Raw genomic sequence first — 13,260 nt, forward strand, 5'->3', positions numbered from 1 at the left:
TAACTTCGCCAAGATTTTACAAAAACAAACATATCTACTCTTCATCGTAAAGGGCATTTCGACCATTGGTTGTAGAGCAGAATAACAAAATATAAATAGTTTATCTTTAAATTAATACATTTATTGGTATTCACTAATCTAAAAAAAATGAGAAATGTTACTGCATTGTTCCTGATGTTGTTCATAACGGGTTTTGGGTTTTCGCAAAGCGCAAAAACAGTAACGATAAGTATTCTTGCTGATAAAACTTCCGAAGAAATGGAGGGGTTGTTTACACAATTACAGAATGAAATTAAAGCGGTAGTTGGGCAAGACGCCACCATCCTTTTTGGTGAGGTCTTGGGTAATGGGTTTGATTTGCAGAGTGCGCAATCGAACTATGAATCCTTAATTAATGATTCCTCGACAGATATTATTTTGGCCTTTGGCACTGTGAACAATTTGGTGATTACTAAACAAACCGTTCATAAAAAACCGACAATTCTTTTCGGAGCGGTTAATAGTGACTTGGTAGATATTGACCCAAATAAGCAGTCCTCAGGAATTGACAATTTTACGTATTTGATCACTTCGCAATCATATAAAAAAGATTTGCAAACGTTCAAAAGCCTTTACGATTATCAAAATCTTGGTATTTTGGTTGAGGATTTTCTGCCGACCGTAGTTCCATTAAAAGAGACATTAGACAAAGAATTGACAAAAATCGGTGCATCTTTTGAATTGGTTCCCTTTGGCAATGTTGATGATATTAAAAATAGTTTAGAGGGTTTTGATGCTGTTTATTTGGCGGGAGGTTTTCTTCTTACTCTTGACGAAATCAAAGAGCTGGCCGATTTTTTAATAGCTAATGAGTTGCCTTCGTTTACGGCTACAAATATTGATGATGTATCAATAGGGCTCTTGGCAACCAACCAGGCCAAGGAAAATATGAATATATTCTTTAGAAGAATTGCCTTGGATATCGAAGCCATTGTAAATGGCACCAACCCTTCTAAATTGCCTATTTTTCTTGATTCCGATAACAATCTGACGGTAAATTATAATACCGCTGAATTGGTGGGAGTGCCAATAAAATATAGCCTTATCACAACTATCGATTTCGTTGGCGATTTTAAGAATGTTCTTTCTAAACGGACATATACTTTGTTGGACGTAATGAAAGAGGTTACTGAAAATAATCTTTCCCTACAATCCGAAAGGAAAAGTGTTGCCTTGGCAAAGCAGGAGGTAAAAACAGCAAAGAGTAATTATTACCCCAATGTTTCAGCAAACGCGACAGGAAGTTATTTGGATCCCAGGGTGGCTGAAATTTCAGGTGGACAAAACCCTGAATACAGTACAAATGGGAGTATAGTTCTAAATCAGACCATATTTTCAGAAGCTGCAAACGCCAACATTGCTATTCAAAAGAATCTTGAAAAAGCACAACAAGAGACTTATAATGCGGCTGAACTTGATGCCATTTTAAATGCGTCTACTGCTTACTTTAATACGTTGATACTAAAAACCAACGTACAGATACAAGCTCAGAACCTTGAAGTCACAGAAAAGAACTTGCAAATCGCCGAACAAAACTATGAAGCAGGCCAAGCCAGTAAGACTGATGTTTTACGATTTAAGAGTGAGCGGGCGCAAAATACACAGACTTTGGTAGAAGCTGGAAATCAATTGGATCAGGCCTTCTATGGCTTGAACCAATTGCTTAACAACCCCATTGATTACGAGATTGATGTTGTAGATGCAGAATTGGAAGAAGGGTTATTTAAAAATTATAACTATAAAAGAATCGGGGGACTTATTGATGATCCCACAACGCGTAAACATTTTGTGGCATTTTTAATTGAAGAGGCAAAAAACGTAGCTCCTGAGCTAAAATCATTGGATTATAATTTGAAAGCCAACGAACGTAGTCTAAAACTTAATAGTTACGGCAGGTTTGTGCCAACCTTGGGGTTACAGGGCCAATACAATCGAGATTTTAATCAATGGGGGGTAGGGAGCATTCCAGCACCTACTTTAAATGATAATTATAATATAGGGCTTAATGTCTCTATTCCTATTTTTCAGCAATATCAACAAAACATAAACAAACAAACAGCGCTAATTCAACAAGATCAGTTGAATATCAATAAAGAAAATACGCAATTGAATATCGAGCGTAATGTTAATGATGCAGTGCTGAACATTATCAATGAGATTGCCAATATTGAGCTTTCCAAAGTATCTGAGGAAACCGCTAAGGAAAGCCTTGATTTAACACAGTCGTCCTATTTAAATGGGGCTGTACCTATAACACAGTTGTTGGATGCGCAGCGCAATTATTTACAGGCAAGATTATCCAAAGCGAATGCTAGCTATAACTTCCTCTTGAGTTTTTTGCAGATGGAGCGCTATTTAGGAGGATATCTTCTATTGCATACCGAAACTGAAAATCAAGAGTTTATTCAACGGTTTGGCGAGTTTATGTTGAACAGAAATTAATAATATCAAAACAGGAAACTAAAAAAACCAACATATGAAATATTTATATATACCCATAATTACGATGTTGATTTTCATTTCATGCGGGGATGAAAAAAAAGAAGAAAACAAGATAGTACGCCCCGTTAGTTATCAAGAAGTGGGTTACTTGGGGGGAGAAAAATCGCGAACCTTTAGTGGGACTTCTAAAACCGACGAAGTGGTTAATTTAACCTTTAGAAATGGAGGTATCATTACCACCTTTGACATTAAATTGGGGCAAAAAGTAAAAAAAAGACAATTATTGGCGAAACTGGACAATGTTCAATCACGTTTGAATTATGAGAATGCGGTTTCCTCGCTTAATAGTGCTGCCTCTCAAATGAATACGGCAAAATCAAATTTGGACAGGGTACGCTCACTTTATGAGAAAGGAAGTTCCTCGCTTAGTGATTATGAAAGCGCTAAAAATTCTTTTCTTACTGCCAAGGCAAGTCATGAATCGGCAAAACGAACAGTTGATATACAACAAGACCAGATAGGGTACGGATATTTATATGCACCGGCAGATGGAACCATTGCATCTGTAAATGCTGAGATTAATGAATTTGTAAGTGCAGGGCAGAACATTGCGGTCCTCAACGTAAGCGGCGACATGGAAATTAGTTTAGGCATACCTGAGAGTGTGATTAACAATGTAATACAGGAAATGCCTGTGCAGCTTACATTTTCGGCTCTTGGAGATAAGACCTTTAAAGGGAAGGTGTCGGAGGTGGCTCCTTCTGTCGATAGTAATACATCTACCTATCCAGTACGGGTAATCATTGTTGATCCTATAGATGATATAAAATCAGGGATGGCAACCAATGTGACCTTTGATTTTGGCAATGGAGACAATAAAGGAAATATTGTGACGGTTCCAGCAAAGTCCGTTGGTGAGGATTCAGAGGGAAATTTTGTTTTTATCATAGAATCTGAAGACGGTAAACAGGGCATAGCAAAAAAACAACAGGTCACGATCGGTGGGTTGACTTCTGAAGGGTTCGAAATAAAAAGCGGCCTTTCGGCAGGACAAAAAATAGCAACCGCAGGTTTGCAGACATTATTGAATGGTCAACAAGTACGTTTGCAATAAACAAGTCCTACTCAAAAAACCAACATATGAATTTAACCCAATTTTCCATAGAAAAAAATAGAATTACCTATACCGTACTTGCGGTAATAGTTCTATTAGGGGTATCCTTATACCAATCATTGTCTAGAGACAGTATGCCACCTTATACAATAAGGGTTGCTACTATAGTATCACAATTTCCAGGAGCCAGCCCGGAGCGTGTGGAGCTCTTGGTAACCGATAAAATTGAAAAGGTAGTACAGGAATTACCCGAATTAAAAGAAGTTAGTAGTACGTCACGTACAGGACTTTCAATAGTCAGTGTTTCGTTAAAGGACATTGTAAAACCAAAAGACCTACAATCTGTTTGGGATAGATTGCGTAGAAAAATCGATGCTGTTCAAGGCTTACCTGATAATGTAACCCCTAACTTAAATGATGATGGAATTGGGGAAGTATATGGCATTGTTGTCGGTCTTAAGAGTGACGGGTTCTCTTATGCCGAAATGAAGGAATACGCAGATGACCTGAAAGATGATCTAATAAAATTGGACAATGCCGCCAAAGTAGAAGTTGGAGGTATTCAGGAGGAAAGGGTTTTTGTGGAGTTTGATAATGCACGATTAAAGGAATATGGTTTAACTGCCAATAAACTACAAAGTAGTATTGCCTCAACCAATATACTGAGTTCTGGAGGACAAATAAATCTAGAGGACGAACGCATTGTATTGGAACCCACGGGGAATTTTAATGAGGTAGATGATATTAAAAAAACCTTGGTGCCTGTAGGTGATGGTAGTCAGGTTGTGTATTTGGAAGATATTACAACCGTTAAGAAAGGGTACATAGATCCTCCTAAGCAAATAGTACAAGTAAATGGATTAAATGCACTTTCATTACATATTTCACTGATTGAAGGGGCGAACATTGTGAGATTAGGAGAAGAAGTAGATACTGTTTTGAAACAATGGGAAGAAAAGCTTCCCATTGGATTGGAAATTTCACGGTTGTCGTCTTTAGATGCCTATGTAGACAATAGCATTGTTAACTTCATTAGTAATTTAATGCAGTCAATAGCCATAGTCTTATTGGTAATGTTGGTCTTTTTGGGTTTTAGAACAGGCTTTATAATTGCCAGCCTTGTGCCAATTGTAACCATTACGACGCTTATGGTAATGGGTATTATCGATGTCGGCTTAAATCAGGTGACTTTGGCCGCGTTAATCATGGCATTGGGGATGATGGTCGACAATGCTATTGTGGTCTCGGAATCGATTATGGTTAAAATGGAGCAGGGGGTTTCTGCCAAAAAAGCAGCCATTGATTCTTGTTCCGAATTATTTACTCCCTTATTGATTTCAACGCTAACCACCTCAGCGGCTTTCTTATCCTTTTACTTGGCAGAATCTATAATGGGAGATATCACCGGGCCCATATTTGTGGTTATTACGATTGCCTTGGTGTCTTCATGGTTTATTTCGCTGACAGTAATTACTTTATTCTGTTTCTTGTTTTTAAAGATTGGCGTAGACAAAAAGGAAAGCTTTATTGATAAATTGATCAATAATTTAAAAGTGTATTATAAAGATTTGATACTATTTGCCTTATCGCGTAAGGCTTTGGTTCTTTTAACAATTTTTGGTGCCTTTATAGTTTCGTTGTGGGGATTTACAAAAATCGAATTTCTCTTTTTCCCGGATAGTGATCGTAATATGATCACCATTAATATTAATCTTCCTCAGGGAACAAAAATTGAACGGACCCAGGAATTGGTAAAAGAAATTGAAGTATTTATAAAAGATTCATTGCAAGTAACCGAATCCCGGCTAAATGGTGTTTCAGATTGGTTATCGTACATTGGAGAAGGGCCGGAATCCTATGATTTAGGTTATAATCCTGATGAGGCGAATTCAAGTTATGCACATATTTTGGTAAACACGTCAGATGCAACTGTCAATCAATACCTCATAAATAAATTAGATGACTATTCATTAAAGAGTTTTCCTAATGCGGATATTAAAGTTGGACCTTTAGGGGCTGGGGGTGGTGGTACGCCTATTGAAATCAAAGTACAAGGAAAAGACCCCGATCAATTGGCAATATTGGCTGAAACCGTGAAGCAAAAATTATTTAGCATTTCAGGAACAAAGAACATTAAAGACGACTGGGGCCCGAAAAGTAAAAAATTCGTAATCGATATTGATCAGAACAAGGCACAAATTGCGGGGGTAACCAATCAAGATATTGCTACATCCTTACAAACGGTTTTGGATGGTTTCAATACAGGTTCTTACAGAGAAAATGACAAATCGATACCCATTATTATGCGAGGTGACGCTAGTCAGCAGCAGACATTGGAATCTTTGGAAACCATGAACATCTATTCCCAGAATTCTGGAAAAAGCGTTCCCTTATTGCAAGTGGCGAACCTAGTTCCACAATGGCAATACACCAAGATAAAACGATTGGATCTAGACCGAACCATTAATGTGTCGAGTGAAATAACCGATACAGGAAATGCTTCGGCGATTATGAATGAAGTAACTCCATGGTTAGACGAGCAGACACAGAACTGGCCAGCAGGGTATAGCTATCAGCTAGGGGGTGATGCGAAAAGCACAAGCGAAAATATGGGCGCCGTTATATCGTATTTACCGCTTTCTGGATTTATCATCTTTATGCTATTGATTATTCAATTCAACTCCTTTAGAAAAACGACTATGGTTCTCTTAACGATTCCACTTGCAATTATCGGAGTTGTAATTGGTTTATTGGTCTTTCAAGAGCCATTTGGGTTTATGCCATTTTTAGGAGTGATTTCATTGGCAGGGATTGTCATTAACAATGCTATTGTATTGATAGACCGCATAGAAATAGAGATCAAGACCAAGGATAAGGTGCAAGATGCAGTAATCGCGGCTTGTTTACAACGCTTTAGGCCCATACTGTTGGCCACGTTCACGACTGTTTTAGGATTAATTCCCCTATATTTAAGTGGAGGCGAAATGTGGGAAGGAATGGCAGTAGGCATTATGGTAGGACTTCTTTTTGGAACGATAATTACCTTGGTTTTTATTCCTTCGTTTTTTAGTGTTCTTTATAAAGTGGATTATAAGGATTACACATTTAATAAAGATCTTTTGGAAAACTAATTTTCGTATTGGTTAAATGAATCAAAACCTTGGACATTTTTTTAGATTACTGTGGAAGCCCCTTTTGTTTTGGTCTATTGGCATAGGCTTGTTCGGAATATTCAGGTATTATGGTATCGATGATAATGAAGGTATTTTGCTTTCAGGAAATTTAGCAGAGACACATATATCGAAAATAGTTTTGCATCATGTTTTCACAGGCTTTTCGATTGGTATTTTGTACGCTGTCATTGATTTTGTTTTTGATAAATATGGCCCTAAGAAATTATCGCTTGGGCTTCGCTTAGTAATTGAAACCTTTGTTTACTTTACTGCGACCATTGTTATTTTCACTCTTGTACTGGAGATTTTTTCAAACGTTGGGGAAGTTAATATAGACCACGGAAAAGGGTGGTGGCGCACCAACAAAACATTTTGGACGGTCCTACTTTATATTGTCCTGTTGTCCCTGGTTTTTTCGTTCATAGAGATTGCCAGTGAAAAGTTTGGAAAAGGTGTGTTCTTAAAAATGCTATTGGGTAAATACAAGAATCCAAAAGAGGAAAAGCGCATTTTTATGTTTTTGGATTTAAAGAGTTCTACGGCTATTGCGGAGGAATTGGGGCATTTTAAATACAGCCAACTGATTCAAGATTGTTTTTATGACCTCAATGAAGTAGTTCCAAAATATGATGCCGAAATTTATCAATATGTGGGAGATGAAGCTGTGTTGAGCTGGCCTTATAAAAAAGGATTGGTAAACAACAACTGCGTGGGTTTGTTTTTTGACTTTCGGCGACAAAAATTGGCAAAGAGGGATTATTATTCCGAAAAATATGGCGTAGTCCCAGAATTCAAGGCAGGATTACACGGTGGCGTTCTAATGGTGGCCGAAGTCGGTATTGTTAAGAAAGAACTTGCCTATCATGGCGATGTAATCAATACCTCAGCACGAATTCAAGGGGAATGTAATAAGCACAATGTCCCAATTTTGATTTCCGAGACTTTGTTAAAAGACTTAAGAGTCAATAAAGCTTATACGACTGCGTCTTTAGGTACTGTTCTCTTAAAAGGAAAACACAAAGAAATTAATATACATACCCTCAGCGAGTTATGATAAAAAAACTATACCCTTATCGTTTCGAACTGTTTTTTACCAGTCAAATAGCTGTTCTTTTTGGGTCCTTGGTATTTCCTGTAGTATGGTTTGAGGAAGTTTTATCCCCTATGTTGTTTCTTTTAAATATTGCTGCAGGTATACTACTGATTTCGAACAAGAAAAAGCTTATGTGGGCTTTTATTTTATTGTTTGCAATTGCAGCCTTTGTATTTGGGGGTAGCATATTAAAAAAGACACAAACCGATTCGTATCAATTTATAAGAATGGGCGTTTATTTTGTCTTTTACATTGTTGTTACTTTAGAAATAATCAAACAAGTTTGGCGGGCTAAATCCGTAAATAAAAACGTAATCATAGGTCTTATGAGTGGTTATGTGTCCTTGGGTTTACTGGCATTTTTTATGTTCATAAGCATTGAAATGGCCAATCCTGGTTCATTTGAAGGCCTTCTGATGGCAAGCGAAAATTTAACTGAACGTATAGATTCCCTTCTGTATTATAGTTATATCACATTGTTAACCATTGGTTACGGTGAGATAATCCCATTAACACCTGTAGCTCAGAAAGCAGCGATCTTAACTGGTTTGGCTGGGCAATTTTATTTAGTGATTATCACTGCTGTGGTAGTAGAGAAATATATTGTACATAGAAAAAAATAGGTTTTGCTTTCTGGAGATAGAACTCATTCTTTTATATAGTATTTTTTTCGTAACCAAAAAGAAACGCGTACCAATAAGATAAGTGCTGGTACTTCTACTAAAGGGCCTATTACACCGGCAAAGGCCTGCCCAGAATTTAAACCAAAAACCGCTATGGCAACTGCAATGGCCAATTCAAAATTGTTTCCTGCAGCAGTAAATGATATAGCAGCGTTTTTGTCATAATTAGCGCCCATTGCTTTGCTGACGAAAAAACCAATAAAGAACATAATTGCAAAATATACCAACAATGGTATTGCAATTATCAATACATCAAAAGGTATTTCAACAATCAATTCACCCTTTAAAGAAAACATGATTACAATCGTGAACAAAAGAGCAATCAAAGTCATAGGTGAAATTGTTGGAATGAACTTGGTGGAATACCATTCTTCACCCTTAAGTTTTACTAAAATGGTTCTGGATAATATGCCTAACAGAAAAGGAATGCCCAAATAAATGGCAACACTTTCAGCAATTGTCCCTATTGAGATATCGACAATAGCACCTTCGAAACCAAAATAGGGTGGAAGAACCGTGATAAAAATCCATGCATAAAAACTATAGGCAAAAACTTGGAATATACTGTTCAAAGCTACTAATCCGGCCCCATATTCGCTGCTTCCTTCCGCAAGGTCGTTCCATACCAAAACCATGGCAATACAACGTGCAAGACCAATTAGAATCAACCCTACCATGTATTCAGGGTAATCCCGCAAAAATGTAATAGCCAATAAAAACATTAAGACCGGACCAATTATCCAATTGAGAATCAGTGAAATTGATAGGATTTTTGTGTTTTGAAAGACTTTTGGTAATAGGGCATAATTTACCTTTGCCAAAGGTGGGTACATCATTAATATCAACCCAATTGCAATGGGTAAGTTCGTTGTACCACTACTTAATGAATTGATGACCTTTGGAAATGACGGAATCGCGTACCCTATCAAAACTCCTGCAGCCATGGCCAGAAAAATCCAAAGGGTCAGATAATTGTCTAAGAAGCTTAATTTTTTCTTCATGCTTTAAGCTAAATCAATTTGAGAAAACACATACACTAATTCGGTAGCAATTTGAATAGCTCTTTCTTTGTATTTTTCTTTTTGTAAAGGGGTATTGTCAAATGCCTTAGGATCTTCAAAGGTTACAGGTAGGCGTTGTTCAGCACCAGATACAAATGGACAACCGCTATCTGCTTCAGAGCAGGTCATTATTGCCAAAAACCCTGAACTTGGATTAAACTCGTCATTAAATCTTTTTGAAAAACCAATGATAGGGTGTGCATTTTCGGCATATTTTATAGCATAGACGGGATTACTCCCTTCCGATAGGGCGGTAATTTTGAAACCTAACCCAGTCAATGTTTGTGCAGCGACAGGATATAGGGCAGTAGCCTCGGTTCCTCCTGAATAGCACATTACATTTGGAATATTCATATGACAGGACAAAGCCTGTGCCCATACTTGGGACAAATGGCTACGACGTGAGTTATGGGTGCAAATGAAATTTAGACGAATTTCCTTTTTGGACTTTACCTTTCCTTGAATATATTCTATGAATGGTTTTAAAACTACTTTTCTTTCATCTGGGATGCTTTCAGTTTCTAAACTGTCAATAACATCTTTGATGTCCTTGAAGACTTCAGTTGTGTTCATTTTCTTTTCTGCTTTGACAAATGATGGTTTTACTATTCGGTACAATCGTAATTAAGGATGATTAAAAACATTGTTACAGCGAATTTAATCTTGTTTTGTGCATATTGCAATAATCCAATTGAAAGGTTTTATTTAAACTTAAAATACTTCGTTAATTATCATTGCTTCCGAATCAATTCTCAAGGATTAAATTATTTTTTGCATCTTTGCTTTATCATGAAGTAAGCGAATTATGTTATTTATAGATGTTTTGGCGATAGTGGCCAGGAAGTAATCGACTAAAAGTCGTACTTCTTGCAACATCTTTTTTCTTCTTTCCAACATAATTCAATAAAAATGACAACTCAAAATAAACTTACGCTTAAACAACTTTTCAATTATTTCATAATTGCCGTTACTGGTAAAGAAACCGAATTCACATCAGGTAGTATTCGCAAGGCGATATTTATGCTCTCCATTCCCATGATTTTGGAAATGATGATGGAATCCATTTTTGCAATTGTAGACATTGCCTATGTATCTCAAGTCAGTGTAAATGCTGTGGCAACAATTGGCCTAACAGAATCTGTAATCACCCTTGTATATGCCGTGGCCATTGGGTTAAGTATGGCGGCAACTGCCGTAGTTGCTCGTAGAATAGGGGAGAAGGATATAAAAGGTGCAAGAGAATCCGCAGTGCAGGCCATTCTTCTGGGTATTGTTGTTGCACTTATAGTAGGGGTTATAGGTTTTCTTTATGCAAAGGAGATTCTTGCCCTAATGGGAGCCGAACAAGACTTGATCAATGAAGGGTATGGCTATACCCAATTGCTTATTGGCGGGAACATTACCATACTTTTATTGTTCTTGATAAACGCTATTTTTAGAGGAGCCGGTGATGCTTCAATCGCTATGTGGACATTGGTACTTTCGAATGGCCTCAATATTATTCTAGATCCCATTTTTATTTTTGGATGGGGCCCTATTCCTGAATACGGAGTTATGGGCGCGGCCATTGCTACAAATATTGGTCGTGGAACGGCGGTGTTATTTCAATTGGGAATCCTATTCTTTGGATGGAGCCGAATTAAAATAGGTCTAAAAGATGTTGTAGTTCGAATTTCTACGATGATCAATTTGATTAAGGTCTCAATGGGAGGTATAGCACAGTTCTTAATTGGAACATCCAGTTGGGTATTTTTAATGCGTATGATGTCCGAATTTGGAAGTGAAGTACTTGCAGGCTATACAATTGCAATCAGAGTAATGCTTTTTACTTTGATGCCTTCATGGGGAATGAGTAATGCAGCAGCAACATTAGTCGGTCAAAATTTAGGGGCCAAGCAACCAGAAAGAGCAGAAATTTCGGTTTGGAAAACAGGTAAATACAATGCTTATTTTATGGCTATTGTCTCAGTGATATATTTGCTTTTTGCCCATGATATAGTAGGTTGGTTCAATGATAACCCGGTAGTTGTAGAAAATGGCGGACTCTGTCTTCAGATAATTGCTGCGGGTTATATTTTCTACGCATACGGTATGGTTGTTACACAGGCTTTTAATGGTTCTGGAGATACCAAAACTCCAACCAAAATAAATCTAATCGCTTTTTGGATGTTTCAGCTACCGTTTGCCTATTTGGCGGCCATTACTTTTAAAATGGGTGCACTGGGCGTATTCCTGGCCATTACTTTGGCTGAGGTCTTGCTTGCAGTAATCGCAATCGTATGGTTCAAAAAAGGAAATTGGAAAAGAGTTCAAGTATAATGAATAATGTTCTTTCCAAATACAAGCAAGCCATTTGGCAATATGATTAATTTGTTTATTGGAATTTCATAACTTTAACTTTCATTAAAAACCAGATAATGGGCAAGAGTAACAAAGGGGTTAACACAATTTGCACCCATGTGGGTGAAATACATGATGAACAGTTCAAAGGAGCTATTTCTCCTTTGTACATGAGTACTTCCTATGCCTTTGAGGATGTAGACGTAAAGCGCTATCCGCGATACTTCAATACACCAAACCAAGTTGCGTTATCCCAAAAAATTGCAGCTTTGGAACATGCAGAGGCAGCAATGATTTTCGGTAGTGGAATGGCGGCAATCAGTACGGCCTTGCTTGCTTTTTTACAGGCTGGGGATCATATTGTTTTACAGAAAGCGCTTTATGGGGGAACCTATAATTTTGTAAATGAGGAGTTTTCGAAATATGGAATTGAATTTTCCTTTACCGAAGGATTGGAACCTCAGGACTTTGAATCCAAGATAAAGGATAATACCAAAGTTATTTTTGTTGAAACACCGTCAAATCCGTTACTAACAATAACAGATTTGGCTGCTATTGGCAAAATTGCAAAAAAGCATGGACTCGTTTCTATGATAGATAATACGTTTGCTAGTCCGGTCAATCAAAACCCTCTTGACTTTGGTATTGAGATCGTCATTCATAGTGCCACTAAATACATGGGGGGACATTCTGATATCTGTGCCGGCGCAGTGGCATCCACAGCAGAAAATATGGAACGTATTTTTCATTTGGCCAAAAATTTGGGCGGTAGTTTAAGTGACTATACCGTTTGGCTTTTGGAACGCAGTATAAAGACAATGGGCATTAGGGTAAAAGCACAAAATGCAAATGCCCAATATTTGGCAGAATATTTAGACGCACATCAGGAAATAGACCGTGTTTATTATCCTGGATTACCAAATCATCCTGGACATGATTTGGCTAAAGCCCAAATGAAGGGGTTTGGAGGAATGATGTCTTTTGAGTTGGATAAAAGTTATGACGCTTCTGAATTTCAAAAGGCATTGAGTTTGATAAAGCCTTCAATGAGTTTGGCAGGTGTTGAAAGTACCGTCCTGTCGCCCACATTGGCTTCCCATGCCTTAATGAGCCCGGAAGAACGAAAAAATCAAGGAATAGCCGATGGGTTGATTCGGTTTTCAGTTGGAATTGAGGAGGCTGAAGATTTGATTGCTGATATTGAACAAGCTTTGGAAAAAGTAAGGAATAGTTCTATGGTTTCGACAGATTGATTCATTAAAAATAAATGAGTATTCATTCCCATGTTTTGGGAATTATTAAATAGAAAATAGTA

9 protein-coding genes are annotated in these 13,260 nt (G+C 37.5%); 7 read left to right on the plus strand and 2 right to left on the minus strand.

Annotated elements, in window-relative coordinates:
* Positions 1-147: 147 nt before the first annotated feature.
* From FB2170_RS11600 to FB2170_RS11620, 5 genes are read left to right on the plus strand one after another with little or no spacing between them, the layout of a single operon-like run.
* Complete coding sequence (locus tag FB2170_RS11600; protein ID WP_013306747.1) at positions 148-2,481, plus strand: TolC family protein; 2,334 nt, start codon at positions 148-150, stop codon at positions 2,479-2,481.
* A gap of 34 nt (positions 2,482-2,515) precedes the next feature.
* Complete coding sequence (locus tag FB2170_RS11605; RefSeq protein WP_041632828.1) at positions 2,516-3,595, plus strand: efflux RND transporter periplasmic adaptor subunit; 1,080 nt, start codon at positions 2,516-2,518, stop codon at positions 3,593-3,595.
* Positions 3,596-3,621: 26 nt separating this feature from the next.
* The gene (locus FB2170_RS11610; RefSeq protein ID WP_013306749.1) at positions 3,622-6,726 is read left to right on the plus strand and encodes an efflux RND transporter permease subunit; all 3,105 of its coding nucleotides are present in this window, start codon (positions 3,622-3,624) and stop codon (positions 6,724-6,726) included.
* Positions 6,727-6,742: 16 nt separating this feature from the next.
* Positions 6,743-7,822, plus strand: coding sequence for an adenylate/guanylate cyclase domain-containing protein (locus FB2170_RS11615; protein WP_013306750.1), 1,080 nt, complete (start codon positions 6,743-6,745; stop codon positions 7,820-7,822).
* Complete coding sequence (locus FB2170_RS11620) at positions 7,819-8,484, plus strand: ion channel (protein ID WP_013306751.1); 666 nt, start codon at positions 7,819-7,821, stop codon at positions 8,482-8,484. Before FB2170_RS11615 ends, FB2170_RS11620 begins: the two co-directional genes overlap by 4 nt.
* Positions 8,485-8,507: 23 nt before the next feature.
* Here the strand turns inward: FB2170_RS11620 and arsB are convergent, their stop codons facing one another.
* Positions 8,508-9,545, minus strand: coding sequence for an ACR3 family arsenite efflux transporter (arsB, locus tag FB2170_RS11625; RefSeq protein WP_013306752.1), 1,038 nt, complete (start codon positions 9,543-9,545; stop codon positions 8,508-8,510).
* A 3-nt stretch (positions 9,546-9,548) separates the two neighbouring features.
* A complete protein-coding gene (locus FB2170_RS11630; protein ID WP_013306753.1) occupies positions 9,549-10,178 on the minus strand; it encodes a low molecular weight phosphatase family protein in 630 nt (209 codons plus the stop codon).
* 336 nt (positions 10,179-10,514) lie between these two features.
* Here FB2170_RS11630 and FB2170_RS11635 point away from each other — a divergent pair, with 336 nt between their 5' ends.
* Both FB2170_RS11635 and FB2170_RS11640 read left to right on the plus strand, forming a co-directional pair.
* Positions 10,515-11,924 carry an MATE family efflux transporter gene (locus FB2170_RS11635; protein WP_013306754.1) on the plus strand — a complete coding sequence of 470 codons (1,410 nt, stop codon included), beginning with the start codon at positions 10,515-10,517 and terminating at the stop codon, positions 11,922-11,924.
* 98 nt (positions 11,925-12,022) lie between these two features.
* Positions 12,023-13,198 (plus strand): trans-sulfuration enzyme family protein, encoded by a 1,176-nt coding sequence (locus FB2170_RS11640; protein ID WP_013306755.1) that lies wholly within the window; start codon positions 12,023-12,025, stop codon positions 13,196-13,198.
* Positions 13,199-13,260 lie beyond the last annotated feature (62 nt).

The sequence above is a fragment of the Maribacter sp. HTCC2170 genome, assembly GCF_000153165.2.
Lineage (GTDB): Bacteria > Bacteroidota > Bacteroidia > Flavobacteriales > Flavobacteriaceae > Maribacter_A.